Genomic DNA, 25994 nt, shown 5'->3' with positions numbered 1-25994 from the left:
GGCCGGTCACGCAGTGGTGTCGCGCGCGCCCAGGCGGAGATGCTCGATGTGGTAGACCGCTTCGTCGAGGAGTTGAGCCACGTGATCGTCGTACAGGCGATAGACGATGTTGCGCCCGTTGCGATCTCCGGTCACCAGTCCGAGCGCACGCAGCAGGCGCAGTTGGTGCGACACGGCGGGTTGCTCCATGCCGACGGCAGCCGACAGGTCGGTGACGGTGCAGGGCGAGAGCCGCAGCCGGGTGAGGATCAGTAGCCGGTTCGGCGAGGCGAGGGCTTGCAGGGTCTCGGCCACCTTGGCCGCAGACGACGCATCGAGGGTTGCCGGTGGTGTCGACCGGCCCTCTACGCCATGGCCCATGGCTCCATTCAAGCATGATCGACGGGCTGCCCCTGACACCTCTACACTTTTACATGTATACATGTCTGCGTGACTTGTTCTGGAACGCTCACGCACCCGGGCGCGCCCTGCACCGACCACGACGTCGCTGCTCCCGCTCGCTCGTCGGGTGCGTGGGCGCTGCCGTCGGTGCGCTGGGCGGCCGTGGCGTTGGCTCTCTTCCTGGGCGGCATCGGTGCACGCCTGCTCGGAGCACCCGCCGCGGTGTGGTGGTCGTTGTTCCTGACCTGCTACGCCGCTGGGGGATGGGATTCGGCACTCGAGGGCCTGAAGGCGTTGCGGGACAAGCGCCTCGACGTGGACCTGTTGATGATCGTTGCGGCCATCGGCGCCGCCGCGATAGGCCAGGTGCTCGACGGCGCGCTGCTCATCGTCATCTTCGCGACGTCCGGAGCCCTGGAGGACGTAGCGACACGGCGCACCGAGGACTCGGTCAACAGCCTCCTGACCCTGGCGCCGCAGCAGGCCGTGCGCGTGGACGCCGACGGCACGGAGACGGTCGTGCCCGCCAGTCGACTCGCCATCGGCGACCGCGTGATAGTCCGCCCGGGCGAACGGATCTCGGCCGACGGCCGCGTGGTCGACGGCGCGTCGGACGTCGATCAGTCCTCGATCACCGGCGAGTCCATGACGGTTGCCAAGAACGTGCACGACGAGGTGTTCGCGGGCACCGTGAACGGCTCGGGCGTGTTGGTCGTGCGGGTCGATCGCGACCCGTCGCAGACGGTCATCGCCCGGATCGTCGAGATGGTCGCCGTGGCGTCGGCGACCAAGGCCGGTACGCAGCTGTTCATCGAGAAGGTGGAACAGCGGTACTCGGCGGTCGTGGTCGCCGCGACGGTCGCGCTTCTGGCGATACCGCTGCTCGTGGGCCACGACGTGCAGTCGACCCTGCTGCGCGCCATGACGTTCATGATTGTCGCATCGCCGTGCGCGCTCGTCCTGGCCACGATGCCTCCGCTGTTGTCGGCCATCGCCAACGCCGGCCGACACGGCGTCCTGGTCAAGTCGGCGGTGGCGATGGAGCACCTCGCCGACGCCGACGTCGTCGTACTCGACAAGACCGGAACCCTCACCCGCGGAACGCCCGAGGTCTCCTCGGTCGTCGCGCTCGACGAGTCCGCCGACGGTCCGGACGTCCTCGAACTCGCGGCGGGCGCCGAACTCTACAGCGAGCACCCGATCGGTCGCGCGATCGTGGCCGCAGCACGCGCCAGGGGAGTGGAGATCCCCCCGGCACGGCAGTTCACGGCGCTGCCGGGACGCGGAGTCCGGGCGGAGGTGCGGGGTCGCACGGTCGCGGTACTCGTGCCCGATGGTCAGCACCGCCTGCCGCAGGTCGTCGACATGCAAGCGGCGGGCGCCACGGTGGTCGTGGTGCTGGTGGACGGGCGGGCGGTCGGACTCCTCGGGCTCAACGACCTCATCCGAACCGATGCCGTCGAATCCGTCGAACGGCTCACTCGGATGACCGAGACCTCGCCGGTTCTGCTGACGGGCGACAACCCGTCCACGGCCGCGCACGTCGCGCGAACGGTCGGCATCCGCGAGGTCCGCGCCAATCTGCTTCCCGACGACAAGAGCTCCGTCGTGGGGGGTTTCGAGCAGGCCGGCCGGCGCACGCTGGTCGTCGGTGACGGCGTGAACGACGCGCCCGCGATGGCTGCCGCGCACGCGTCGATGGCGATGGGACGTACCGGAGCCGACCTCAGCATCGACACCGCCGACGCGGTCACCGTGCGCGATGAACTGACCGTGATCCCGACGGTCCTCGCGCTGGCGCGTCGCGCACGTCGGGTTGTGATCGCCAACCTCGTCATCGCGGGCTCGGCGATCGTCGCCCTGGTGACCTGGGATCTGGTCGGTGAGCTTCCGTTGCCGCTCGGAGTGGCTGGGCACGAGGGGTCGACGATCCTGGTGGCCCTTAACGGGTTGCGGCTACTGACCGACCGCGCGTGGCGACGGGCCGGAGGGCGCTGAGGTGCGGTGGCGTGTCCGGGGTTCCGGCTCAGGAATAAATGAGTCCCGGTGACGGCTGTGGGGAGGACGTATGCGCCGGCTGACAAGGAGACGGGTATGTCGGAACCCATTGACTTCGACGAGATGAACCGGAAGGTCATCTCCGAGTTCCGCGAGACGGGCGGCAAGGCAGGCGGCGTGTTCGAGGGCAAGCCACTGGTGCTCGTGCACCACGTCGGCGCCAAGTCGGGCAGAGAACGCATCGCGCCCCTGGTGCCGTACCTGGATGGCGACCGCACCTTCGTCTTCGCCAGCAAGGGCGGCTCCGACACCAATCCCGACTGGTATCACAACCTGGTCGCCAATCCCGACACCGTCGTGGAGCAGGGCTCCGAGACCTTCCGCGTCACCGCGCGAGTGCTGAGCGGTGAGGAACGGGACGACGTCTACGCCAAACAGACCGAGGCGGAGCCGCAGTTCGGCGAGTATCAGCGCAAGACGTCACGGGTGATCCCCGTCATCGAGTTGCAGCGAGTGGTGGACTGAACCCATGGCCGTAACCGTTCTGCTCGAATTCAAACTCAAGGCCGAGGCGTTGGCCGAGGCGCGCGAACTGATGGGCCGCGAACTACAGACCACACGCGCGTTCGACGGCAACCTCGCCACCGACGTCATCGTCGACGAGGACGATCCGACGCATTGGATCATCTACGAACGCTGGGAGTCCGTCGAACATGACGAGGCGTACCGCAGCTTCAGGGCAGGCGAGGGCAGGATCGCCGCATTGCCTGCGCTATTAGCCGTTCCACCGGTCAAGACGCGGTACCTCGACACCGACATCTGACGCATCAGCTGCGGAGTCTCGTAGGGGACTACAACTTGCGGAGCAGCACCGCCGCGCGGACGTCGTCGCCGACGGCGAGCGCGAAGCGCACCTCGTCTCCGCGGCGCACGGAATGGATCGCGACGTCCTCGCCGTAGCGGATCGGCCGCCGGTACTCGACGACGGCTCGGTATGGTGCCGTGCACACGTCGGGTGCGGAGGCCATCACCTCGTGCACCGCGTGCCAGTAGGCGGCGTTGGTGACGTGCTCGAAGAGATCGATATCGGTGCGACGCAACGCGAACGGCGTGACGACGTCGGTGTCGGTAGGGTTCTGCAGCCATGGTCGCCACTTGAGTCGGTGTTCGTCGGTCGTGGTGGCGAACCGCGCGACCAGTGTGTCGGAGACTCGCGACGGAGTGAGTGTGTCCTTGTTGATCGCGATCCAGAAGCCCTCGGTCTCGATGTGGCCGCCTGCGCTCCCATCGAGGTCGACGCGCATCGTGCACCAGCGGCTCGACAACGCCGAACACCACCGGTGGAACGTCAGGTCACTGGGCCACTCGATGGGTTCGATGACGTCGATGACCGTGCGTTGCACGATCCAGTGCGGATGGTTCTCGGCCTCACCGGCGTCGACGAGGTTCTCCGCACCGACCTCCTGGATGTAGCGGGCCACGCCATCCAGGCGTAGGTGCAGGTCACCGTCGATGTCGCCCGTCGCGACCGGCCACGACGTCTGGTAGACGTACCCGGTGTCGGGCCGGGGGCTCAGGCGGTGGTCGACGTCGTTGGTGGGCATCGGGTCATGTGTACCGCATCCGCTCGCGGGGCTCGGTCACCGGTGGCTTCATCGTGGCCCAATACCGACGAGACCAGGGTCGAAGGTCGCCCTGGCCGCGACCGACGCCGCCGCAGCCGCGACGATGACGCCCGCATCGGATTCGTACCCCTTCGGAAACACGATCTCGGCGCTGTCGGGGCCGTCGCGGTGAGCCATCAGCCAGTCGTACAGCAACCAGTCCAGCGCGCAGGTCACGGCCATCGGGTCTGCCTCGGCAGAACGGGCGGCGGTGAGCACCGATCGCAGCGCCTCGAGGTGCTCCTTGCGCGACGCCTCCTTGTTCACCCCGGAGCTGTCGAAGAGCAGCATCGACAGGGTCAGCGGAAAGCGTTGACCGGTCTCGGTTCTGACCACCCACCGGCCGCCCTTCCACGGATTCCCAGGATCGACCTGCTGCATTTCACCGAACCCGCCGATGACGCCGATCGCAGGGTCGTCGAGTTCACCGTCGAACGGCGCCGGGCCCAGCAGTCCGAGCGGTTCGCGCGCCAGGATGGAGAACAAGGCCGCGGTTCCGAGGATCTTGCCTGCCCGCAGGTCGGGGACCGAACCCGTGCGATCCAGCGCCGCGGAGTACTCGAAGCACAGCCGATCCAATGTGCGATGGAGATCCAACAGGTCCTCACGTTCCTCGGCTGCGGGCCGTCGGCCGCCGCCGAGAATTCGACCGAAGCGCTCCGCGGCGATGATGAGGGAGTCGTCGATGGCTTCGAGGTGCGTGGCCACCAGGCGCTCGGGCTCGTCGTCCTCGGCGACCAGCGCCTGCAGGGTCGTGGGGACGCCTCGTTCCGTCGCCCAGTAGAAGCCGAGCTGCCCCTCGTTCTGGACGATCCGTGGCCTCACGACCGTTGCCAGATCACGACGCGGTTGTTGCCGGAGTCGGAGACGGCCAGCCGGTCGCCGGCCAGCGAGATGCCGTACGGCCAGCACAACGTGTCGCGTTGCACCGACGTCCAGCGGTTCTCCCCGTTGGATCCGAAGTCCGGTTGCGCCAGCACGTGATCGGCCGCGCGGCCGTCGAGGGGGACACCGTTCCACAACAGGATCCGGTTGTTGGCGGTGTCCGCGATCGCCAGGCGCTCGGTCGACGGGTCGGTCGCGTCTAGCCCGATCGCGTAGGGGAAGCGAAACCTGTCCCCGGTGTGCGGGCCATACGGCCACTCGGTGGCAGAGGTGAAGTCCGGCTGGCCGATCACGACGTCGGCGGGCCGGTCGACATCCGGGTGCGGCGACCAGCCCAAGATTCGGTGATCACCGGCGTCGGCCACCAGCAACAGGTCGCCGCGGCCCGCGATGTCGTGCGGCCACCGGAAGCTGGCGGGACCGGCGTCGCCACCTCGATTCTCCTCGCGGTGCTTCGGATCGGGTTGTCCCAGTACGACGTCGGCGGGACGACCAGGGTCGGGGATTCCGCCGTCCCACCCGAGTACACGACGGTTGCCGGTGTCGGCGACCCAGAATCTGGATCCGACCATGGCGATTCCGAACGGCCAGTAGAACGTGGACGCTGAACACTCACCACCCTGGTTCGGCAGGACGCTAGTCACATCGGGTTGTCCGAGAACGTGATCCGGCGGAGTGTCGTCGAGCACGGGAACTTCGTCCCACACCAGGATCCGGTGGTGCCAGGCGTCGGCGACGATCAGCCGACCGCCATGGACGAGCACTCCGGTCGGCAGGTTCATTCCCCGCTCGGGTCCGCGTCCATTCGCCGCGCGGCCTTCGGTCGTCCCATCGGGTTGGCCGAGCACGACGTCGGCGGGCTGCTCGTCGGCGGTGGGCATGCCGTGCCAGATGAGCACCCTGTGGTTGCCCGAATCGGCGACGGCGACGTGGTTCTCGCCGAGGAACACCCCGCGCGGCGAGTACATCCAGGCCATGGTCGGGCTCGCAGGCGGCAGTGCCAGACCGCCGGGGGCGGGCGCACCCAGCCACACCTCCGGTGCCCAGCCACCGCTGACGTCGACCTCGGGCGTGACGTCTACCCTGGCCGGCCGTCCGCTGACGTTCACGCGGACGGTGTATCGGCTCATGTCGTGACTCGAACCCAGACGTCGCCCTCGTCGACCCGCAGCGGAAGCTGTTCGAGCTGGGCGCCCGGTGCCGTCAGGCATTCACCGGACGTCGCGTCGTAGCAGAACCCGTGCCACGGGCAGGTCAAGGTGCCATTCGAGACGTCGAGCATCGCGTTGTCCAAGGGCAGTGCCTCGTGCGCACATTCGTTGCGATACGCCGTCAGCCGCTGTGCGATGTTGACGACGATGACCTCGGCCTGGTCGCCGGAACTGGCCGTCAAGCAGGCGGCCGTGATGTCGCCGACGGGTATGTCGGCCGCGGCCCCGACCTTCACCCAGCCCTCACCGGTCGGGTTCAGACCGATGCGCAGCGATTCGACTGAAATCAACGTCGGTGAGGGCTCGTTGGGAAGCACTTCGACAGCGCTCACGCCGGGGACGCTCTCGGTCAAGGCGTTCTCGACGAGATTGCGCAGAGTGACCGACGACATCGAGCAGCCGTTGCAGGCGCCCTCCAGTCGCACGAAGGCCGTGCCGTCCTCGATCCGAACCAGGGCGACGTCCCCGCCATGGCTGTGCAACTGCGGGCGCACGTCGGCCAGCACGCGATTGGCCAGTGTCATGGGATCGGGTCGCACGATCTCGTGCAGGGACAGCAGTAGGTGTACCACCGGGTCGTCCACGAGTTCGAACAACGCCTCGCGCGTGGCTTCCTCGGCCTTGAGCCGGCGCACGATGGACACCAGGCCGGCACGGTGAATCGACTCGACGGACGCCTTGACCTCCTCGGCGATCGCACGCGACATGGGATCCAGGCCCGCCAGCGCCCTCATCGCGTCGTCGACGCGCTTGGCCAATTTCTCGAACTCCGGTTCGTCACCGGGGGCCGACGTGGAGTGCGACTGGTCGGCGATCGCGGTCACGGTGTCTCGCTTCGGTTCAGCGTGGTCTGCCGGGCGACTTCGTCGAGCACACCGCGCACCGCACGTACCGATTCGTCGTCACCCAGTTCTTCGAACAGTGAGCGCGCCTCGTACAGCTTCGCCTTCGCATCCCGGAAGGCCCCTAGATGCGCCAACACGTTGCCCTGATTCGCGAGCACTCGGGCCCGCCCGAGCGGGTCGGTGGTTCGGTCGCGCGCCTCGAGGATGGCCTCGTAGAGTTCGACGGCTTCGACGAGGTTGTCGGCTTGATGCTTCGACGGCGTGTAGACGAGTGAATTGGCAAGGTTCAGTTGCGCGCTGGCCCACTGCTCCGGATGGTCCTCGCGGGTATACACCGTCAACGCCGACCGCAGCGACTGCGACGCGACGCCCAACCGCAACTGACCGGACGCCTCGACCATCGGCATGGTCAGGTACGCAGCCGCGAGATTGGCGTGGGACGACGCCCAAAGCAGTGGTGCGTCCGAGCATTTCACCAGCTGCAGTGCCGAGTGGTAGTGCGGGATGGCCTGTGCGATGAGCCCGGGATTGTCATGCGTCTGTTCGTGCAATAGCCCTGCGGCGGTCAGATGCAGTTCGGCGCGCTCGACGCGGAGGGCGTCGGCGTCGGTGAGCAGGCGAAGCGCCTTCTCGATGCGTTCATGGGCTTCGCCGGGATCGCCCATCTCGATGCACACGGATGCGGAGGCGCCGAGCAGCACACCGGCAAGTGGCCTCGACATGCCCTGCGCGGCTTGGACTGCCGTGTCGAGGAGACCTACGGCCACGGCCGGGTCGTCGCTCAGCGCGTGGCTTGCGACGCCGCCGAGCAGGACGGCGGCCAATTCGCCGTCGGTGTCGCCGACGGCTGGTGGCGTGTTGATGCGCCCGAGCGCGAAGGCCACCAGGTCGACCAGTGGACCGAATTCGCCGAGTATGGACCGGAGTTCGTCGGGGTCCTCGAGATCTGAATTGAGTACGAAGCGGTTGTATCGGGTGATCGGGTCGCTGCCATGAAGCGCGGCGAGAGCGGCATCGCGGTCCCCGGCAAGGGCATGGCGATGTGCGGCCAGCCGACCGGGCCACTCGTCGGGTAGGCACCCGGCCAACAGCGTGAGGCGGGCCTGCTCGGTGTCGTCACCGGCGGGAATCAGCAGGTAACCCAGGGGAAGGCCGAAGGCGCCCAATGGTTGTGGACGGACAGCGAGGTCCGGCCGGACGAGGGCGGCCTCGGCGGCCGACGGATCGACGATAGCGGTTTTGGTCACGGCCCTCCCATGTTCGTCATCCCATCAGTCTTCCGCGCACGTCGCGTTCGGCGGCTCGTTTGATGAAGCTGGCGGCCCGCTCGGCGCGACGGCGCGTCCGATGGGTGTCGATCCGCTTGCGCACGACGCCGTCGGCGAAGACGACGACGATGTCGACGGCGAACTGACCGCGCTCTTCGACCACCACGGTGTCGACGGCGTGTGCTTCCTCGGCGGAACTCTTGGCGGGGATCACGGTCGGTGGCCGACCGGTCGGAAGGGGCTCGTGACTAGACATGGGCAACCGCCCGGATCTTCGTGTTCATCGTCGAAGGATTCCCGGAAAACAGCTCCGAACACGGGCCTCCCCCCACCGATTATGGCCAGGATCACGTCACCGGCTCCAGAGGCACCCGAAGCGCGCCGCGCTCCTCGTCCCAGAAGGCGCGCTGGACGCCGACCGGGATGCGGCCGTAGAGCACCTCGTGGATGAGCGCACTCCGGTCACCGGCTGGATTGCGCTGCTTGAGCAGCAGACCGCCGCTGCGTGGCCCGCGTAGCGGAATCAGCAGGAAGTCGTCGTCCTGGACGATGGCGGCCACGGCGTCGGAGGCGAACCTGCTGGCGGCCAGGGCGGCATCGAGGCGGACGTAACCGTCGCCGGTGAACTCCACGGTCACCTCGCTGGCCTTCGCGGGTCTCAAGGGCGCCAGGAAGTCCCGCTCGATGACGTCGCTGACGGTGTTCATCCCTGCCGTCACCGGCTCGGACAGCTCGGCTCCGTACTCGACGCCGGCGACCTCGATCAGGAACACCGTGATGTCGGTGGGGCAGGAATCGCCGAGCGCCCACCGCGCGAAGGCAATGGCGTGATCCCACCGGAACGAATGGGTGTGCAGCCCTTGCAGAGGCGGCAGCTCGGCGAACTCCTCACCCGGTACGCGAAACACGGTGCCGGGCTCGGATCCCGTCGCAGCCGCGTCGACGATCACGACCCGTCCGGCGCCCCGCATGCGGAACGCGGTGTCCATCCCCGCGGTGCCGCCGTCGACCATCTGAGCGCCGTCAGGGACGCCGAGTTCCCAGAGATGACGCACCAGGACGGGCCCGACGCCGTCGTCTCCGCGCAGGAGGTTTCCGCATCCGACGACCAGCACCTCGCAGCCGGGCGGTTCGATGTCGATCCGTTCCGGCTCGGAGGCGTGCGTCGACGTCAGGATCACACCATTCCGTTGATGACGAACTTGGACAGTTCTCTTCCGGTCTTGCCGTCGTAGGCATGGACGGTGCACACCAGGCAGGAGTCGAAGCTGCGGGCTACGTGGCCAAGCTCGACCGGGTCCTCCGCGTCCACGATGGGCGACCCGACGAGCGCTTGCTCGATGGGGCCGAGCACCTCGGAGCCGTCCCGCGGCCCGATGTTCCACGCAGTCGGCGTGACGACCTGATAGTTCTTGATCTTGGAGTTCTCGATGACGATCCAGTCTGCCAGCGCACCGCGGGCAGCCTCGGTTGCGCCGAAGCCCTTCCCCTCGGCATGCTCGGTGGGCTTGGTGTAGAAGCTCTCCTTCAAATCGAGGTCGTCGAGCCATTGACGCGCCCACTTGTAGTACTTGGGCGCTTCGTGCATGCGGGCCATCTGCCGGACGAAGACACTCGGGCCGATCGATGCGAGCAGGTTGGGAAACAGCGGGTCGTCGTCCTGGTGCGCAGCCGCGTTCGGGCCTCCCGCAGCCATTCGCCTGGCCAGCGGGCCGGCCTCCAGCGGAACGTTGCCCAGCCCACCGCCGATGTCGTAGCGCGGCGATTTCGCCCAGCTGTACTTGCCCTGCTTGCGACCGGCTTCGGGATCGATCGGGATGGTCTCGCCGTCGAACGGGTGCAGGGGCTCGCTGCCCTCGTAGAACGAGTGCGTGACGTCCTCCCGCACCTTGGCTTGGTCGAAGTCGTGCCACTCGCCGTTGGCGTAGATGCCCGAGCGGCCGATCAGTGCGGCGTTGCGACCGTCGATGGTCGGGTTCTCGTAGAGGGTCGGGTCGAAGTAGGTGCCCATGGCGAGGTAGTTGCCGACGCCCTGGCCGTACTTGTCGAGCCCGACGTCGAGGCAGTAGCGGATGAAGAATCCGCAGTCACTGTTGTACTGCGACTCGTTCTCGTCGACCCAGGCCAGCATGTCCTCCCAAGTCTTGACCTCGAGCCAGCGTTCCACGCTGCAGCCCAGCCACTGACCTTCCAGCCATGCGTCCTTCCAATGTTCGAGGATCGCGATCGACCGGGTCACGTCAGACAGCGTCGGCGCGCACATCACCCCGCCGGGGACCATGAAGCTGGAGTGCGGCCATTGGCCGCCGAAGATCGCATAGACCTCGACGGGTTTGCCCGAGAGTACGACGCCCGGTTGATAACTCGTGCCCACGTACGGTGCGAAGCGCCGGACCGCCTCGGCGTAGAGCGGCGACTTCGCGTAGTTCTTGTTGGTCAGGTCGATGGCGAACAGCGCGTAGAAGTAGCGCGGTATCGATTGCAGGGTCTCGGCCGCCTGGCAGATGTTGCGGATCAGGGTGGCATTCGGCGGCATGTGCGTCGCCCAGGCCGTGTCGAGCGCATACGCCGACTTGTAGAGGTGGCTGCCGCCGCAGATTCCGCAGATCCGCGGACACACGACGAGTCCGGCCTGTGGATCCTTGCCGCGCAGGATGATCTCGAAGCCGCGGAACATGGCGGCCTCGGTCCAGGCGGAGGTGACGATGCCGTCTTCGATGGTCACTCGGACGTCGAGGTCACCCTCGACGCGGCCCAGGGGACTTATGTAGAGGTCCAGTGCGGTCATTGGGTGGTCCTTCCGATGGGTCGATTGGTGCGGCAAGCGGTGTCTGGGCACGGCTAGACCACGAACATGTCTTCCTTGGACCACTGCGGGGCGGCGATGCGGGCTGCTGCGGCATGCGCCATGTAGGTGAGGTGGTCGGTGCCTTCCGGCACCTCCTTGGGAATGACTCCCGCGACCTTCTGGGTCTTGAACACCGTTCCGGGGGCGAGGTCGAAGTGTGGGAACTCCGGTTCGGTGCAGCCCAGACAAGGCATGCCGGCACGGGTCTTGGAGGATTGTCGGTTCCACAGGATGCGGTTGCACGGCGAATGGGTCATCGGCCCCCGGCACCCGAATTCGTAGAACAGGCAGCCGGTTCGCGTCCCCTCGCCGAACGACATCGTCGACTGCTTGTACTCGAAGAATTGCACACGGGTGCAACCGGTTTGCGTGAACGTCTTGAAGAACGTCTCGGGCCGGTGCAGTTCGTCGAGCGTCAGGTCGCCCGCGCGACCGGTGGCCAGCGCGACGAGGATCTGGGTAATCCAGTCCGGGTGAGCGGGGCAACCGGGGATGTTGATGACGGGCAAACCCATCTTCGACTTGAAGTCGGCACCGAGGTAGCCGCCCTTGCCGCGCTTGTGGAACTGTAGGCCGGTGGAGCCGGACGGATTCGGTTCCATCGCGGGGATCCCGCCCCAGCACGCACAGTCACCGATGGCCACGACGATCTGCGCGGCACCGGCCAGGTCGGTCACCCAGTCCTTCATGGGCCGGTCGGCGAACATGTCGGTGCGTCCGTCATAGGCCTCCATGACGGTGCCCTCGAACACGAAGATGTCAAGTGGGCGTTCGCCGCTCGCGCAGTCGTTGAACACCTGCTGGGCGTTCTTGCCGAGTTCGAGTCCGAGCGAGGGATGCCAGATGAGGTCGAGCCCGAAGTCGACGATCAGGTCGACGACGTTGGGTTCCTCGGCGTTGAGGAACGACATGGTGTTGCCACTGCACGCGCCTCCCTGGAACCACAGAACCGAAGCCATGCGAACTTCCTCTCCTAGCGAGACCCCTGCCGGGACCTTGGTCGATCTCGAATCGAAAGTGAAGGGCCGAAGGTCATCTGAGTTGTCGGCCGAAGGACTTCGCAACCTGCAGAAGGAAGCCGAGGCCGCGGGCGACGTCGGGATCTCTCGCCGCCTTGAGGATTCCGAACAGGCCCTTGGGGCTGTGCGCCGCGGCCGTCTTCGCATCGACCAGTGCCTGCCCTAGCTGGCTGAGCACCTCGACGGCCTGCGGGTCGGTGAGGCGGGATTCCAGAAGGGAATTCAGTGCCGGGGTCGCACCGACGACCTTGTCCGACAGCGTGGCGAAACTGGCCGCCAAGCCGGCCAGATCGACCGACTTCAGCGAGTCGATGCCGGGGATCGACTGGTTCGCCCCGTTCAGGCCCTTGAATTCGCCGATCGCAGACGTGAGGCTGTCACCGAGCGTGTCGCTGCGCCGCACCAGGCCGTCGAGGCCCGACACCAGAACCGCCAGCAGATCGGCGTGTTCGAGGAGATCGTTCAGTGACTCCGCTACGCGCGGATCGTCCAGCTTGGCGCGAATCTGTTCGGCCGGTGACGGTTTCAGCACCTGTCCGTTTGCTGTCATCGCGCCTCCGTGGATCAGATGTGGCCCTGCTCACAAGCTAGCTCGCCGAACTGGCTGCGCCTATCGCTATCGCGCAGATACTGTCAGGATTGCGCACACTTCAATGCGCTGGTGCGCAGCGAGATTGGGCCGGACGGGCATGAGCGTCATCGAATCCTTAGGTGAGGCTGGGCTCATGCACGAGTTCGTCGTCAGGCAGCCGTCATGTCACGACTGAGCCGTCTCGGATTCATCGACGTTCGGCACACCGAGGTCCCGGTGCGCCGCCGGGTCAGATCGCGGGGCGTGCCACCGGCGCTCACCAGCAACGAGGTCTTCTACAGTGAGGACGTTCGCGAGGCCGCCCAACTGATGGGTCAGGCGTTGTCCCCCATGGCGCTCCGCGTCGCCGACGAACATCTCGCCGGATTTGCCGCAGGCATGCACGGCGTGCGACTGCGCAACGTCAGCATGCTGTACTTCGACCTTCATGTCCCGGCCGTGATCGACATCCCCCGCCATGGCGACTACTTCGGCGTGCACATGCCCATGAACGGCTGCGCACTCGCCAGCCACCGGGGAAGGACCTTCGAAGCGAACAGCATCCGTTCGCTGGTGACCAGTCCCGGCCAACCGCTGACGATGCGTCTGGATCTCGACTCCCCGCAACTGGTCATCCGGATCGAGAAGCCCGTGATGACTGCCTATCTCACCCGCGTCATGGGACGAACCCTCCAGCACCCCCTGGCATTCGAACCCGAATTCGACCTCACCAGTGAAGCAGCGATGCGCTGGCATGCCGCCGTGCAGTTGATCCACACCGAGGTATTCCACGCCGGTTCGCTCGTGAGCCGCGGACAGGGCATCGGAGCAGTCGAGGACCTCGTCATGAGCAGTTTGCTCCACCTACAACCGTCCAACTATCACGAGGAGTTCACGTCGCCGGCGCCGCCGGACAAGCGTGGCGCCGTGGTGCAGGCCGCCATCGACTACCTCGAGGACCATCTGGCCGAGCACATCACGATGAGTTCAGTGTCAGGTGCGGTGCACATGAGTGTGCGGGCCGTCCAACAGGGCTTTCACGAGCAGCTCGGGATGACGCCCATGACCTACGTGCGAGAGCGCCGCCTCGAACGCGTCCACGCCGAGTTGATGGACGCGACGCCTGCCGACGGAATCACCGTGACCGCCGTGGCCGAGCGGTGGGGCTTTCACCACCTCGGGAGCTTCGGCAGCGAGTATCGCAAGCGTTGGGGGGAGTCACCGTCGCAAACCCTGCGACGCTGACTCTCAGCAGATGCGGGGAAGCTGTTCGCCCAATTCGCGTTCGATCACCCGCGTGGTTCCGAACGGCGTCCTTCCCACCGCCATGCCGGGGTGCTCGGTGACCACGCGGCCGATGACGGCGGCGCCGGCGCCCTCGGGGTGCCCGTGCATGGCTGCGAGTACCGCCTCGGTCGCGGCGGGGTCGACGAACGCGATCAATTTGCCCTCGTTCGCCACCTGCAGCGGGTCCAGTCCCAGGAAGCCGCACGCCGAAGCCACCGCCTCCGGCACGGGAACCAGGCTCTCCTCGAGGGCGATTCCCACTCCCGCAGCCCTGGCGATCTCGATGACCGACGCGACGAGACCGCCGCGCGTCGGGTCGCGCAGCGCGTGGATGCGACCACCGCGGACGTCGGCCGTGAGCATCGCATCGACGAGCCCGTGCAGGGGTGCGCTGTCGGTGGTGAGGAGGGTGCCGAAGTCTATTCCCTCACGAACGCTCATGATCGCCACGCCGTGCTCACCGATGTTGCCGGACACGATGACGTCGTCGCCGGGCCGTACCCGTTCGGGTCCGACGTCCACGCCGTCCGGGATCACCCCGACGCCGGCGGTGTTGACGAAGAGCTGATCTGCACTGCCCTTTCCGACCACCTTGGTGTCACCGGTGACGATGCCGACCCCGGCGTGGTCGGCCGCCTTGCCCATGGCTTGCGCGATGCGACCGAGTACCTCCAGCTCGAGCCCTTCCTCCAGGATGAAGCCGGCGGTCAGGCCGAGGGGTTGAGCGCCGCTCATCGCGAGGTCGTTGATGGTGCCGTTGACGGCCAGATCGCCGATGCTGCCCCCGGGAAAGAACAACGGCTGCACCACGTATGAGTCGGTCGACACTGCGATCCGTCCGGCGGGCACCGTCAGCACCGCCGAGTCCCGCGAGGGTCCGCCAGTGCCCCGTCCCGAGTTGAAGGCGGGAAGAAACAGGTTCTCGATCAGTTCCTCGGACAAGATGCCGCCACCGCCGTGGCCCATGACGACGCGCTTGGTTTCGCGCAGGGGAAGCGGGCACACCCAGTTCGCCAGGTCGATGGCAACCAGATCGTCTGCCTCAGGCATTGGCGGCCGTCAGGTCGGTGATGCCCAGCCTGCGGAACTGGTAGTAGGCCGCGCACGCGCCCTCGCTGGACACCATGGTGGCGCCGAGCGGACTGCGGGGGGTACACGACGTGCCAAATGCCGGACACTCGTTGGGCTTCAACAGGCCCTGCAACACCTCGCCGCTGTGGCATTCGGTGGATTCCCGAACCTGCATGTGCCCGACTCCGAACTTCTTCTCCGCGTCGAACTCGGCATAGCGGGGGGACAGGGTCCATCCCGACTTCGGGATCACGCCGATGCCGCGCCACGGCCGGTCGATCACGACGAAGACGTCGTCGAGAGTCGCCTGTGCAACGACGTTGCCCTGATCCGTCACCGCCCGCGGATACGCGTTGCGCAACTCGACCTTGCCGTCTTCCAGCAGATCGACCAGCTGACGGACCCCCTCGAGCAGGTCGAGCGGTTCGAAGCCGGATACCACGATCGGCACCCCGAATTCCTCCACCAGCGGCCCGTATGCCGAGGTTCCCATCACGGTGCAGACGTGACCCGCGCCGAGGAAACCCTGTACGCGGTTGGTCGGCGAGGACAGAATGGCGGTCATCGCCGGCGGCACCAGCACGTGCGACACCAGGAGGTAGAAGTTCGTCAGGCCCAGACGCTTGGCGTGCACCACGGACATGGCGTTGGCCGGAGCGGTGGTCTCGAACCCGACGCCGAAGAACACGACGTCCTTGTCGGGGTTGTCGGCGGCGATCTGCGTGGCGTCCAGAGGGGAGTAGACGATGCGGACGTCTCCACCGCGGGCGCGCACGCTGAACAGGTCCTCACGACTGCCAGGCACGCGCAGCATGTCGCCGAACGAGCAGAAGATGACGTTCTCGCGCGCCGCGATTTCCAGCGCCCGGTCGATCATCTCCAACGGCGTGACGCAGACCGGGCAGCCGGGTCCGTGAATGAACTCGAGGGCATTGCCCAACAACTGGTCGATGCCGTTGCGGATGATCGAATGCGTTTGACCACCACAGACCTCCATGATGGTCCACGTGCGGGTGGCACGGCGCTTGATCTGGTCGACCAGTAACCGAGCGGCGGCCGGGTCCCGGAATTCGTCGAGGTACTTCATGCCCGCTCCCGTTCTTCGTCAGCGCTCGCAGACTGCACGCCGGCGAGTTCTTCTTCGAGGAAGCCGAGGTCGGCGAACATCTTCAACGTGTTGTTGGCGGACTCCTCGTCGAGTCGGTTCAGCGCAAACCCGGCGTGGACGATGGTGTATTCACCGACCTGAAGGTCCGGCAGGTAAGCCAGGCAGACCTTCTTGGTGGTGCCGCCGAAGTCGACGGTCGCCATTCGGGTGCCCGACTCGTCCCAGATCTTGACTATCTTGCCGGGGATTCCGAGGCACATGAGCCACTTCCTTCTCTTGTCGGAGACTTCGGTGATGCTGCCGCGATGACGGCCTGCCCCAGGGCCAGACCGCCGTCGTTGCATGGCACGACGCGGTGAGTGAGCACGTCGAACCCCCGCGCTCGAAGACCGTTTCGAATGCCCTCGAGCAGAAGGCGATTGGCGAAGACGCCGCCGGTCAGACCGATCGTCGGCATCGACGTGGCGAGCGCGCACTCGGCGGCGACCCGGATCGTGGCTCGGATGACGGCGAGGTGGAACGCGGCGGCCAACTCGGCGGCGGTCGCACCGGAGCGCATCCCGGCCACCAGACCGATGATGACCGGCGCCGGATCGAGCACGCCGTCGCGGACGTCGAAGTCGACCAGCACCCGTCCGGGCCGGCCTGCCCGCGCCACGTGCTCGAGTTCGATCGCGGCCTGACCTTCGTATGTCACCTCCTGGCAGACACCCAGCAGGCTGGCCACCGCGTCGAACAACCGACCCATGCTGGTGGTGGTGACGCAGCCGATGCCGCGGGGGATCTGCTGGCCCAGCACGTGGCGGCCGTCCGTCCCGACGTGGGCCACGGGAGGCAAATCGGGGTCCCAGTCGACGCCCGCCCTGAACATCAAGTCGAGCGCGATGCGCGCAGGTCGTCGTGCAGCGCCGTCCCCACCGGGGAGGGCGAACGGCTTGAGATGCCCGACCCGGGTGAACCGGGACGGCTCGGTCAGTGCCAGAAGCTCACCGCCCCAAGTGGTTCCGTCGGTGCCGTAGCCGGTGCCGTCGTAGGTGACCGCGAGGATCGCGCTGCCGAGGCGGCCGTGCTCGGCCAGCAAGGAGACGGCGTGTGCGTGGTGATGCTGCACCCCGACCATCGGCCCGCCCCGCCGCTGCGCCCAGCGGGTGGTGGCGTACCCGGGGTGCAGGTCACGAGCGACGAGTTCAGGTCGTCGGCCGGTTAGGTGGACCAGGTGATCGAGCGCTGCCGAGAAGCACGACTGCGTCCGCGGATCCGCCATGTCGCCGAGGTGCGATGACATGTGCGCGTGTCCGTCTGGTGCCATCAGGCAGAACGTGGTCTTGAGATCGCCGCCCGTCGCCAGGATCACGGGGGTCTCGGGCGTGGGCACCGACACCGGCAAGGACACCGGCAGCGGCGCATATCCGCGTGACCGGCGCAGTGGAAGCGTGGCACCGAGGTCGTCGACCGCGAGCACCGAGTCCTCGCATGGCACGTGAATCGGCCGATCGTGGGTGAGCACTCCGTCGGCGAGCCCGTTGATCCACGTGAGGTCGTCGTCGCGAAAGACGATCGGGGAACCCCCGGCATTGGCCGACGTCATGACGAGTGCCGTCGACTCCAACCGCTGGAAGAGCAGGTGATGGATCGGCGAGTAGGCGAGCATCACTCCGACGTCGTGCAGGCCGGGGGCTACGAGGGCCGACACTGCGCCGGGTGCGGAGGGAACGAGGACGATCGGGGCCGCGGTCGACGTGAGCAACGACGCGGCGGCATCGGAGATCACCGCGACCAACCGGGCCGTGGCCAGATCGCGGACCATGACCGCGAACGGTTTCGCGGGTCGCGACTTGCGACGCCGCAGCTCCGCGACCGAATCGGTGTCATCCGCGCGGCACGCGAGGTGGTAGCCGCCGATCCCCTTCACCGCCACGATGCCACCCGCTTCGATGACGGCCGCTGCGGCGTCGATCGGGTCGCCGACGGCACCATCTCGCGACGTCGGGCTGAGCCACGTGAGCGTCGGCCCGCAGTCCGGGCACGCGATGGTCTGCGCGTGAAACCGACGGTTGCGGGGATCGTGGTATTCGTCGGAGCACCGTTCGCACATCGGAAAGGCCGCCATCGTGGTGGCGGGACGGTCGTAGGGCAGATCGGTGATCACCGTGTAGCGCGGCCCGCAATTGGTACAGGTGATGAACGGATGGCGGTAGCGGCGGTCGGTGGGGTCGGTCATCTCATCGAGGCAGTCGGTGCACATTGCGACGTCGGGGGGAACCAGGGTGCGCGGACCCGCGGTGGCCGTGCTCGCGACGATGCGAAACCCGTGATCGCCCTGCGGCGCAACGACGGTCACCCGAATGTCGTCGATGCGAGCCAATGGCGGCGGACCGGCCCGGAGATCGGCGATGGCCGCGTCGACCGCTTCGGCGCCACCCTCGAATTCGAGGTGGACGGAGCCGGAGTCGTTGGTGACGAAGCCGGTGACGCCGCGGGCGTCGGCAATGCGGGCGACAGCGGGACGGAACCCGACACCTTGAACGACTCCGGTGATGTCGAGCCTCGATCGCACCGCCGTCACGGGCGCATGCCGTCACGCTTCATGGGCCTCCCGGGCACCGCACTCCAGTCGCGTCATTGGGCTGACGACGCGGCCTGGTGACTTCAGGCTAGACCCGCATCCGCCGCATGAAGATCACAATCCCCTGAGGACTTTGGTCACTACTTCTTCATCTCGGTTCCAGGCTCGCCGCGTGCATTCGAGGCATAGGATCCGCACATCGACGACACAACCGGACCGGCGGTGGTTCCCCGTGCATGAGCTGTCACTGTGCCAGGCCATCGCCGGTGTCGTGCAGCCTCACGCTGCTGGGCGGCAGGTGGACGTCGTGCGGGTCCAAGTGGGTGCGCTGCGGCAGGTAGTGCCCGAGTCGTTGTCCTTCTGTTGGACCCTGGTCCGGGAGTTCGCGGGCATGGACCATGCTGAGTTGGAACTGCAGCTGATCGCGGCCGCCGTGTCGTGCCGATCGTGTGGGGAGGAGAGCGAGATCGCATCGCGCTTCTCAGTCGCCTGCCCAGGGTGCGGCAGCACCGAGGTGGACGTCATTCGCGGCGAGGAGTTCATGGTCACGTCCATCGAGATCGGCGATCCCGTAGGCGTTGACGCGTCGAAAAGCGGTCCAAATGGGTAGGTTTCACCGTCACGACGACGGCACCGAACACAGCCATGACCACGACCACGACCACGAAGCCGACCATGGGGACCACACCGGATATGCGACCGGATCTCAACGCGTCAGTGTGCTCGAGTCGATCTTCGCCGAGAACGACAGCACGGCCGCCCTCAATCGCAGCGCGTTCGAAAGGCACGGCGTCCGTGCCCTGAACCTGATGAGTTCACCCGGCTCGGGTAAGACGACGGTCCTGGCCTCGACGCTCGACGAACTCAATGGCGACATCGCGATCGGGATCATCGAAGGTGACATCGCCACCGACCTCGACGCAGCAAAGCTAGCGGGCCGTGGTGCTCAGATCTCACTCTTGAACACCAGCAACGGGTTCGGCGGTGAGTGCCACCTGGACGCTCCGATGGTCAACCGGGCTCTGGCACAATTGGATCTGGCCGCGTTGGACCTCGTCATCGTCGAGAACGTAGGCAACCTCGTGTGCCCCGCCGAGTTCGACGTGGGCGAGCACGCCAAGGTGATGGTGTATTCGATCACCGAGGGCGAGGACAAGCCGCTGAAGTACCCGGTCATGTTTCGTTCGGTGGACGTGGTGCTCCTCAACAAGATCGACCTCGAGCCGCACCTGGATGCCGATGTCGCGACCTACGTCCGCCACGTGCACGAGGTCAACCCCGGCGCCCTGGTGCTGCCCCTCAGTGCCCGGACGGGTGAAGGGATGGTCGCGTGGTTCGCATGGCTGCGCGCCTTCGCCGCGCAGTGAACCCTCGACGATCCCCGCTCGTTGGTTACGGTGGTGGATCGGCTCGACTTGGTGTCCCACCGCCGACGTGACGGTTCATTCGCCTATCCGCCTTCGGCAGCGCGTCCCAGATTCATGCATCGAAAGCGCCCCCGGCAGGGATCGAACCTGCGACCAACCGCTTAGAAGGCGGCTGCTCTATCCGCTGAGCTACGGGGGCCGCGAACACACCTTAACGAACGACTCGAACCGGAGGACGCGTCATCCCCGCATCCTGGGTCACCGGTGTCGATCGGTCTCGACCGTTCACATCTGCGTCACAGCTACGATCAACGCCCCGCGCAACCGAGGGGCCGCGGACTAGCGTGGAGTCAGCATCGGGCCACCAGGGGAGGGGAGCGCAACGCCATGAGCGACGTGCCGGAGTTGGACGCGGCCGGACTTCCCGAGGAACTGAGCGCCGTGGACCAGCTGTTGCATCGCGGCGAGGCCAACCCACGCACCAGGTCGGGAATCATGGGCGTCGAACTGCTCGACACCACACCCGACTGGAACCGCTACCGCGCGAAGTTCGAGCAAGCGTCCCGCAAGGTGCTGCGCCTGCGGCAGAAGGTCGTGATGCCGACGCTTCCCACCGCGGCGCCGCGATGGGTGGTCGACCCGGACTTCAACCTCGACTTCCACGTGCGACGGGTGCGCGCGCCCGAACCGGGAACCCTGCGCGACGTGCTCGATCTCGCGGAGGTGGCCCTTCAGTCGCCCATGGACATCTCACGGCCGCTGTGGTCGGCCACGTTGGTCGAGGGCCTCGCCGACGGCCGTGCCGCCAGCATTCTGCACCTGAGCCACGCGATGACCGATGCGGTGGGCGGGGTCGAGATGTTCGCCCACATCTACGATCTCGAGCGCGATCCGCCCGCGACCCGCGCGGCGCCGTTGCCGATCCCGCAGGATCTGTCGCCGAACGACCTGATGCGCGAAGGGATCGGCAACCTGCCCAACACCATCGTGGGCGGCGTGCGAAGCGCGCTCGGCGGAGCGGCCGGAACGCTGAGCCGGGTGGTGCGCAACCCGGCGTCTGCGGTCGGCGGCGTGGTGGATTACGCCCGGTCCGGAGCGCGGGTCATGGGCTCGGTGTCCGAACCGTCACCGCTGTTGCGCCGCCGCAGTCTCTCGTCTCGCAGTGAAGCCATCGACATCGAGTTCGGCGACCTCTACCGAGCGACCAAGGCCGTCGGCGGATCCGTCAACGACGCCTATCTGGCCGGATTGTGCGGCGCGCTGCGGCTCTATCACGACGCGCGCGGGCTGCCGGTGCAAACGATCCCCATGGCGGTCCCGGTCAACCTGCGCTCCGACGACGATCCCGCGGGCGGCAACCGCTTCGCCGGGGTCAACCTCGCCGCACCCGTGGGAATAGTCGACCCCGCCAAGCGGATTGCCCAGGTGCGCAAGCAGATGACGCAGAAGCGCGAGGAGCGCGCCATCGACCTGGTGGGCGCCGTCGCGCCGATCCTCAGCCTCCTGCCCGACGCAGTCCTCGAATCGGTGGCCGGGTCCATCGTCGCCTCCGACGTGCAGGCCAGCAACATCCCGATCTACCCGGGTGACACGTTCATCGCCGGGGCGAAGATCGTGCGGCACTACGGACTCGGTCCGCTACCCGGGGTGGCGATGATGGCAGTACTGGTGTCCCGCGCTGGGTACTGCACCATCACCACCCGCTACGACAAGGCATCGATCACCGATTCGGACCTGTGGGCCCGCTGCCTCGCCGAGGGTTTCGACGAGGTGCTCGCGCTCGGCGGCGACGCCCGCTGCATACCGGCCTCGTTCACCGACGATGCCGACACTGATACGTCGAATGGGAGTGCGCCGCAATGAGTTCGCAGAACGGACAGACCAGCCGGGCCATGCGCTTGCCGGGTTCGGTGGCCGAGATCCAGGCCAGCCCGGAGGGTCCCCGGATCGGCGCGTTCTTCGACCTCGACGGCACGCTGGTCGCCGGCTTCACCGGGGTGCTGATGACGCAGGACCGCCTGCGCCGCAGGCAGATGAACGTCGGCGAATTCATCGGCATGGTGCAAGCCGGGCTCAACCACCAGCTCGGCCGCTCCGAGTTCGAGGACCTCATCGGCAAGGGCGCCCGCATGCTGCATGGGAGTTCGCTCAGCGACCTCGAAGAACTCGGCGAGCGGCTGTTCGTCCAGTACGTCGAGCAGCGCATCTATCCCGAGATGCGCGACATGGTGCGCGCCCACCAGGCGCGCGGACACACCGTCGTGCTCAGCTCCTCGGCGCTGACCGTTCAGGTCGAGCCGGTTGCCGCGTTCCTGGGCATCGACAACATCCTCAGCAACAAGTTCGAGACCGACGAGAACGGCCTGATCACTGGCGAAGTGAAGCGGCCCATCATCTGGGGGCCGGGCAAGGCACGCGCGGTGCAGGCGTTCGCCGCGGAGAACGGCGTCGACCTCGCCAAGAGCTACTTCTACGCCGACGGCGACGAAGACGTCGCGCTGATGTACCTGGTCGGGAACCCGCGGCCCACCAATCCCGGCGGCAAGATGCAGGCCGTCGCCATGAAGCGCGGGTGGCCCGTGCTGCGGTTCTCCAGCCGCAGCGGCAGCAGCCCCGTGTCGCAACTGCGTACGGTCGCAGGCATCGCTTCGCTGGTGCCCGCCGCCGCTGGAGCATTCGGGCTGGGCCTGCTGACCCGCAACCGCCGCACGGGGGTCAACTTCTTCACCTCCACGTGGACCAGGCTGCTGATGACGGTGATCGGCATCGACCTCAACGTGGTGGGCGAGGAGAACCTGACGGCCAAGCGGCCTGCGGTGTTCCTCTTCAACCACCGCAACCAGGTCGATCCGTTCATCGCCGGTCGGTTGATCAGCGACAACTTCACGTCGGTGGGCAAGAAGGAACTCGAGAACGACCCACTGATGGGTTCGATCGGCAAGGTGATGGACGCCGCGTTCATCGACCGGGATGATCCCAGGGCCGCCGTCGAGGGTCTACAGAAGATCGAAGAACTTGCGCGCAAGGGTATCTCGGTGATGATCGCGCCCGAGGGCACCAGGCTGGACACCAACGAGGTTGGCCCGTTCAAGAAGGGTGCCTTCCGCATCGCGATGTCGGCAGGCATACCGATCGTGCCGATCGTCATCCGCAACGCGGAGGTCATCGCGCACCGGAACTCCACCACCTTCAATTCGGGCACCGTCGACGTCGCGGTCTTCCCGCCGATCCCGGTCGACGACTGGACCAACGAGAACCTCTCGGAGCGCATCGCCGAGGTCCGTCAGCTCTATCTGGACACGTTGCGGGAGTGGCCGTTCGACGGCATCCCCGACGTCCCGCTCTACTCGCGCAGCACCGCCGACGAGTCGCAGCCGAAGAAGACCGCCGCGAAGAAGTCCGCTGCCAAGAAGACGCCGGCCAAGAAGGCGGCGGCCAAGAAGGCTCAGCCACAGAAGTCAACGGGGACAGCGCGTTCCACCGGGACCGCGAAGGGGCGGCCGTGAAGCCCTCGGTCGACGAGTATGCGACCTTCAGCCCGACCGGCGACGCGCTGGTCCTCGCGTCCGTCGGGTCCCCGGCTGAACGTCGACTGCTCGACGATTGGCTCGGCGACCAGCGCGACAAGCACCCGGACGCCCGCATCGAAGTGCTGGAACTCCCCGACGGCGATCCGCCGGGCGCGGTGCTGGCCAGGCTGGTGGAGTTGCTCGAGGCCGATGAGGACAGGTCGGTCGTGCCGTCGCGGGTCTTTTGGATTCCCGGCGGTCTACCGACCCGATCGAAGGTGGTGTCGTTCCTGTCGGGCCGCGACACCTACCGGCCGCCGACCGCCCTGCAGCGCCGCATCCTCAAGCGTGACCCGGCGCGCGCCCGCGTGGTGGCCGGTGAGCCCGCCAAGGTCTCCGAGCTACGCCAACAGTGGAGCGACACCACGGTCGCCGAGAACCCGCGCGAATTCGCGCACTTCGTGCTGCGGCGGGCCAGCCTGGCCATCGAGCGCGTCGAATTGCGCTTGCTCGGACCCGAATACAAGTCACCCCGCCTGGTCAAGCCCGAGATGCTGGCATCCGCGCGCTTCCGCGAGGGGCTCGAAAAGATTCCCGACGCCACCGTCGACAAGGCCGGCGAGATGCTCGACGAACTGTCGACCGGGTGGAGCCGCTTCTCGGTCGACCTGATCCCGTCGCTCGGGCGGGCGATCTTCAGCCGCGGCTTCGATCCCAACATCGACTACGACCGCAGCCAGGTCGAATCCATGCGCAAGGCGCTGGAGACCCATCCGGCCGTGCTGTTGTTCTCGCACCGTTCGTATCTCGACGGCGTCATCGTGCCGGTGGCCATGCAGGAGAACCGGCTGCCTCCGGTGCACACCTTCGCAGGCATCAACCTGTCGTTCGGCGCCATGGGGCCGCTCATGCGGCACTCCGGCGTCATCTTCATCCGGCGCCGGCTCGACGACCCGCTGTACAAGTACGTGCTGCGGCAGTTCGTCGGGTACATCGTCGAGAAGCGCTTCAACCTCAGCTGGTCGATCGAGGGCACGCGGTCGCGCACCGGAAAGATGTTGCCGCCCAAGCTCGGTCTGCTCGCATACGTCGCCGACGCGTATCTCGACGGCCGCAGCGACGACATCCTGTTGCAGCCCGTGTCCATCAGCTTCGACCAGTTGCACGAGACGGCGGAGTACGCGGCGTACGCCCGCGGCGGCGAGAAGACGCCCGAGGGCCTGTCGTGGATGTACAACTTCATCAAGGCCCAGGGCGATCGCAACTACGGCAAGATCTACGTCCGCTTCCCCGAAGCGGTGTCGATGCGCGAGTACCTCGGTGAGCCGCACGGCACGATGACCACCGACGAGGACGCCAAACGCCTTGCGTTGCAGAAGATGGCGTTCGAGGTGGCGTGGCGCATCCTGCGTGCCACCCCGGTCAACGCGTCCGCGCTGGTGTCCGCGCTGCTGCTCACCACGCGCGGTGTGGCGCTCACGCTGGACCAGCTGTGCCACACGCTGCAGGACTCGCTGGACTACCTCGAACGCAAGCAGACCCCGATGACGAACAGTGCCCTGCGCCTCCGCACGCCCGAGGGGGTGCGCGCAGCGGTCGACGCGCTGTCCAACCGCCACCCCGTCACCCGCGTCGACGGGGGACGGGAACCGGTGTGGTTCATCGCCCCCGAGGACGAGCACGAGGCGGCGTTCTACCGCAACACGCTCATCGACGCGTTCCTCGAGACGTCGATCGTCGACCTCGCCCTCGCGCATGCGGCCCGCGTCGACGGCGACCGCCTCGAGGCGTTCTGGTCACAGGCGATGCGCCTGCGCGACCTGTTGAAGTTCGACTTCTACTTCGCCGACTCGGCAGCCTTCCGCGCGCACGTCGCCGAGGAGATGTCGTGGCTCGCCCGCACCGAGGTGGGTGCGTCGCGCGGCGGCACCCCGGATTGGGAGGGTGACTTCGCGGCAGGGCACGAGCGCATCGAGGAGATGCTGCGACACAAGCGCCCGCTGGTCGCCGGCGCCTTGCTGCGGCCGTTCTTCGAGGCCTACGGGATCGTGGCCGACGTGCTGCGCGACGCGCCTGCCGACATCGACGAGAAGGAACTGACCCGTCGGGCCCTGGGCGTGGGCAACCAGTACGTCGCGCAGGGGAGGGTGCGCAGCAACGAGTCGGTGTCGGCGCTGCTTTTCGCGACGGCGCGGCAGGTGTGTGCCGACCGGCGACTGCTCGAACCGGCTGCCGACCTCGCCGACCGGCGTGCGGCGTTCCGGCACGAACTGCGCGGCATCCTCGAGGACATGAGCACGGTGGAGACGGTGTCCCGGCAGCAGTTCATGGCCCGGGAGTCGAGGCGGCGTCCAGCCGCCGAATGACCGTCGGTCACCGCACCGCAATACCCTGGT

General features: G+C 67.0%; 24 protein-coding genes and 1 tRNA gene. 9 read left to right on the top strand and 16 right to left on the bottom strand.

The features are described from left to right. Positions 1 to 6: 6 nt before the first annotated feature. Positions 7 to 360 (bottom strand): ArsR/SmtB family transcription factor, encoded by a 354-nt coding sequence (locus tag LOK44_RS28440; protein WP_237573431.1) that lies wholly within the window; start codon positions 358 to 360, stop codon positions 7 to 9. Positions 361 to 519: 159 nt separating this feature from the next. Here LOK44_RS28440 and LOK44_RS28435 point away from each other — a divergent pair, with 159 nt between their 5' ends. The 3 genes from LOK44_RS28435 (at position 520) to LOK44_RS28425 (ending at position 3202) form a co-directional block, all read left to right on the top strand. After that, positions 520 to 2379 (top strand): heavy metal translocating P-type ATPase, encoded by a 1860-nt coding sequence (locus tag LOK44_RS28435; RefSeq protein ID WP_237573490.1) that lies wholly within the window; start codon positions 520 to 522, stop codon positions 2377 to 2379. A 96-nt stretch (positions 2380 to 2475) separates the two neighbouring features. Then, positions 2476 to 2904, top strand: a complete 429-nt coding sequence (locus LOK44_RS28430) for a nitroreductase/quinone reductase family protein (RefSeq protein WP_237573430.1) — start codon at positions 2476 to 2478, stop codon at positions 2902 to 2904. Between the two features lie 4 nt (positions 2905 to 2908). Next, entirely contained in the window at positions 2909 to 3202 is a 294-nt protein-coding gene (locus tag LOK44_RS28425) for a putative quinol monooxygenase (RefSeq protein WP_237573429.1), read from the top strand. A 28-nt stretch (positions 3203 to 3230) separates the two neighbouring features. Here the strand turns inward: LOK44_RS28425 and LOK44_RS28420 are convergent, their stop codons facing one another. The 10 genes from LOK44_RS28420 to LOK44_RS28375 form a co-directional block, all read right to left on the bottom strand. Beyond that, on the bottom strand, positions 3231 to 3983 hold the full coding sequence (locus tag LOK44_RS28420) for an acyl-[acyl-carrier-protein] thioesterase (RefSeq protein WP_237573428.1): 753 nt from the start codon (positions 3981 to 3983) through the stop codon (positions 3231 to 3233). Positions 3984 to 4031: 48 nt separating this feature from the next. Then, the gene (locus LOK44_RS28415) at positions 4032 to 4868 is read right to left on the bottom strand and encodes a hypothetical protein (protein WP_237573427.1); all 837 of its coding nucleotides are present in this window, start codon (positions 4866 to 4868) and stop codon (positions 4032 to 4034) included. Beyond that, the gene (locus LOK44_RS28410; RefSeq protein ID WP_237573426.1) at positions 4865 to 6058 is read right to left on the bottom strand and encodes an NHL repeat-containing protein; all 1194 of its coding nucleotides are present in this window, start codon (positions 6056 to 6058) and stop codon (positions 4865 to 4867) included. The genes LOK44_RS28415 and LOK44_RS28410 overlap by 4 nt, the downstream gene beginning before the upstream one ends. Beyond that, positions 6055 to 6963, bottom strand: coding sequence for a NifU family protein (locus tag LOK44_RS28405; RefSeq protein ID WP_504928337.1), 909 nt, complete (start codon positions 6961 to 6963; stop codon positions 6055 to 6057). The genes LOK44_RS28410 and LOK44_RS28405 overlap by 4 nt, the downstream gene beginning before the upstream one ends. Further along, positions 6960 to 8231 (bottom strand): tetratricopeptide repeat protein, encoded by a 1272-nt coding sequence (locus tag LOK44_RS28400; RefSeq protein WP_237573425.1) that lies wholly within the window; start codon positions 8229 to 8231, stop codon positions 6960 to 6962. Before LOK44_RS28400 ends, LOK44_RS28405 begins: the two co-directional genes overlap by 4 nt. A gap of 16 nt (positions 8232 to 8247) precedes the next feature. Beyond that, positions 8248 to 8508 carry a hypothetical protein gene (locus LOK44_RS28395; RefSeq protein WP_237573424.1) on the bottom strand — a complete coding sequence of 87 codons (261 nt, stop codon included), beginning with the start codon at positions 8506 to 8508 and terminating at the stop codon, positions 8248 to 8250. A gap of 91 nt (positions 8509 to 8599) precedes the next feature. Beyond that, a complete protein-coding gene (locus LOK44_RS28390; RefSeq protein ID WP_237573423.1) occupies positions 8600 to 9433 on the bottom strand; it encodes a hydrogenase maturation protease in 834 nt (277 codons plus the stop codon). Further along, complete coding sequence (locus LOK44_RS28385) at positions 9430 to 11040, bottom strand: nickel-dependent hydrogenase large subunit (RefSeq protein WP_237573422.1); 1611 nt, start codon at positions 11038 to 11040, stop codon at positions 9430 to 9432. Before LOK44_RS28385 ends, LOK44_RS28390 begins: the two co-directional genes overlap by 4 nt. A 53-nt stretch (positions 11041 to 11093) precedes the next feature. Continuing rightward, entirely contained in the window at positions 11094 to 12059 is a 966-nt protein-coding gene (locus LOK44_RS28380; RefSeq protein WP_237573421.1) for an NADH-quinone oxidoreductase subunit B family protein, read from the bottom strand. A 73-nt stretch (positions 12060 to 12132) separates the two neighbouring features. Beyond that, a complete protein-coding gene (locus tag LOK44_RS28375; RefSeq protein ID WP_237573420.1) occupies positions 12133 to 12669 on the bottom strand; it encodes a helical membrane plugin domain-containing protein in 537 nt (178 codons plus the stop codon). Positions 12670 to 12873: 204 nt separating this feature from the next. On the opposite strand from LOK44_RS28375, the gene LOK44_RS28370 reads away from it, so the two are divergent. After that, positions 12874 to 13935: an AraC family transcriptional regulator gene (locus LOK44_RS28370; RefSeq protein WP_237573419.1), complete on the top strand. Its 1062-nt coding sequence runs from the start codon at positions 12874 to 12876 to the stop codon at positions 13933 to 13935. 3 nt (positions 13936 to 13938) lie between these two features. Here the strand turns inward: LOK44_RS28370 and hypE are convergent, their stop codons facing one another. Genes hypE through hypF form a run of 4 tightly spaced genes read right to left on the bottom strand, consistent with a single transcriptional unit; the run spans position 13939 to position 18722 of the window. After that, a complete protein-coding gene (gene hypE, locus LOK44_RS28365) occupies positions 13939 to 15027 on the bottom strand; it encodes a hydrogenase expression/formation protein HypE (protein ID WP_237573418.1) in 1089 nt (362 codons plus the stop codon). Next, positions 15020 to 16135 (bottom strand): hydrogenase formation protein HypD, encoded by a 1116-nt coding sequence (gene hypD / locus LOK44_RS28360; RefSeq protein WP_237573417.1) that lies wholly within the window; start codon positions 16133 to 16135, stop codon positions 15020 to 15022. The genes hypE and hypD overlap by 8 nt, the downstream gene beginning before the upstream one ends. Beyond that, positions 16132 to 16416: a HypC/HybG/HupF family hydrogenase formation chaperone gene (locus LOK44_RS28355; RefSeq protein ID WP_237573416.1), complete on the bottom strand. Its 285-nt coding sequence runs from the start codon at positions 16414 to 16416 to the stop codon at positions 16132 to 16134. The genes hypD and LOK44_RS28355 overlap by 4 nt, the downstream gene beginning before the upstream one ends. Beyond that, the gene (hypF, locus tag LOK44_RS28350; RefSeq protein WP_308192817.1) at positions 16389 to 18722 is read right to left on the bottom strand and encodes a carbamoyltransferase HypF; all 2334 of its coding nucleotides are present in this window, start codon (positions 18720 to 18722) and stop codon (positions 16389 to 16391) included. The genes LOK44_RS28355 and hypF overlap by 28 nt, the downstream gene beginning before the upstream one ends. Before the next feature lie 232 nt (positions 18723 to 18954). On the opposite strand from hypF, the gene LOK44_RS28345 reads away from it, so the two are divergent. Together LOK44_RS28345 and hypB are read left to right on the top strand one after the other, a co-directional pair. After that, entirely contained in the window at positions 18955 to 19332 is a 378-nt protein-coding gene (locus LOK44_RS28345; protein ID WP_237573415.1) for a hydrogenase maturation nickel metallochaperone HypA, read from the top strand. Continuing rightward, the gene (hypB, locus tag LOK44_RS28340) at positions 19325 to 20089 is read left to right on the top strand and encodes a hydrogenase nickel incorporation protein HypB (protein WP_237573414.1); all 765 of its coding nucleotides are present in this window, start codon (positions 19325 to 19327) and stop codon (positions 20087 to 20089) included. Before LOK44_RS28345 ends, hypB begins: the two co-directional genes overlap by 8 nt. Positions 20090 to 20215: 126 nt before the next feature. Here hypB and LOK44_RS28335 read toward each other — a convergent pair. Then, a tRNA-Arg gene (locus LOK44_RS28335) sits at positions 20216 to 20288 on the bottom strand. A 188-nt stretch (positions 20289 to 20476) separates the two neighbouring features. Between LOK44_RS28335 and LOK44_RS28330 the strand changes: the two genes are divergently transcribed. The 3 genes from LOK44_RS28330 to LOK44_RS28320 are packed head-to-tail and all read left to right on the top strand — an operon-like array spanning position 20477 to position 25964. Then, the gene (locus LOK44_RS28330; RefSeq protein WP_237573413.1) at positions 20477 to 21952 is read left to right on the top strand and encodes a wax ester/triacylglycerol synthase family O-acyltransferase; all 1476 of its coding nucleotides are present in this window, start codon (positions 20477 to 20479) and stop codon (positions 21950 to 21952) included. Then, positions 21949 to 23595, top strand: coding sequence for an HAD-IB family hydrolase/lysophospholipid acyltransferase family protein (locus tag LOK44_RS28325; RefSeq protein ID WP_237573412.1), 1647 nt, complete (start codon positions 21949 to 21951; stop codon positions 23593 to 23595). Before LOK44_RS28330 ends, LOK44_RS28325 begins: the two co-directional genes overlap by 4 nt. Beyond that, entirely contained in the window at positions 23592 to 25964 is a 2373-nt protein-coding gene (locus LOK44_RS28320) for a glycerol-3-phosphate 1-O-acyltransferase (protein WP_237573411.1), read from the top strand. Before LOK44_RS28325 ends, LOK44_RS28320 begins: the two co-directional genes overlap by 4 nt. The last annotated feature ends 30 nt before the right edge of the window (positions 25965 to 25994 follow it).

The organism is Mycolicibacterium lacusdiani, from assembly GCF_021916785.1.
GTDB lineage: Bacteria > Actinomycetota > Actinomycetes > Mycobacteriales > Mycobacteriaceae > Mycobacterium > Mycobacterium lacusdiani.
The sequence above is the reverse complement of the archived record's forward strand: the minus strand, read 5'-3'. Positions and strand labels throughout refer to the sequence as shown.

Bases quoted from the DNA above. Each gene is read 5' to 3' on its own strand.
- LOK44_RS28425 (WP_237573429.1), top strand. From the start codon at position 2,909: ATGGCCGTAACCGTTCTGCTCGAATTCAAACTCAAGGCCGAGGCGTTG.
- LOK44_RS28330 (WP_237573413.1), top strand. From the start codon at position 20,477: ATGAGCGACGTGCCGGAGTTGGACGCGGCCGGACTTCCCGAGGAACTG.
- LOK44_RS28395 (WP_237573424.1), bottom strand. From the start codon at position 8,508: ATGTCTAGTCACGAGCCCCTTCCGACCGGTCGGCCACCGACCGTGATC.
- hypD (WP_237573417.1), bottom strand. From the start codon at position 16,135: ATGAAGTACCTCGACGAATTCCGGGACCCGGCCGCCGCTCGGTTACTG.
- hypE (WP_237573418.1), bottom strand. From the start codon at position 15,027: ATGCCTGAGGCAGACGATCTGGTTGCCATCGACCTGGCGAACTGGGTG.
- hypB (WP_237573414.1), top strand. From the start codon at position 19,325: ATGGGTAGGTTTCACCGTCACGACGACGGCACCGAACACAGCCATGAC.
- LOK44_RS28370 (WP_237573419.1), top strand. From the start codon at position 12,874: ATGTCACGACTGAGCCGTCTCGGATTCATCGACGTTCGGCACACCGAG.
- LOK44_RS28380 (WP_237573421.1), bottom strand. From the start codon at position 12,059: ATGGCTTCGGTTCTGTGGTTCCAGGGAGGCGCGTGCAGTGGCAACACC.
- LOK44_RS28325 (WP_237573412.1), top strand. From the start codon at position 21,949: ATGAGTTCGCAGAACGGACAGACCAGCCGGGCCATGCGCTTGCCGGGT.
- LOK44_RS28430 (WP_237573430.1), top strand. From the start codon at position 2,476: ATGTCGGAACCCATTGACTTCGACGAGATGAACCGGAAGGTCATCTCC.
- LOK44_RS28410 (WP_237573426.1), bottom strand. From the start codon at position 6,058: ATGAGCCGATACACCGTCCGCGTGAACGTCAGCGGACGGCCGGCCAGG.
- LOK44_RS28440 (WP_237573431.1), bottom strand. From the start codon at position 360: ATGGGCCATGGCGTAGAGGGCCGGTCGACACCACCGGCAACCCTCGAT.
- LOK44_RS28355 (WP_237573416.1), bottom strand. From the start codon at position 16,416: ATGTGCCTCGGAATCCCCGGCAAGATAGTCAAGATCTGGGACGAGTCG.
- LOK44_RS28420 (WP_237573428.1), bottom strand. From the start codon at position 3,983: ATGCCCACCAACGACGTCGACCACCGCCTGAGCCCCCGGCCCGACACC.
- LOK44_RS28375 (WP_237573420.1), bottom strand. From the start codon at position 12,669: ATGACAGCAAACGGACAGGTGCTGAAACCGTCACCGGCCGAACAGATT.
- LOK44_RS28385 (WP_237573422.1), bottom strand. From the start codon at position 11,040: ATGACCGCACTGGACCTCTACATAAGTCCCCTGGGCCGCGTCGAGGGT.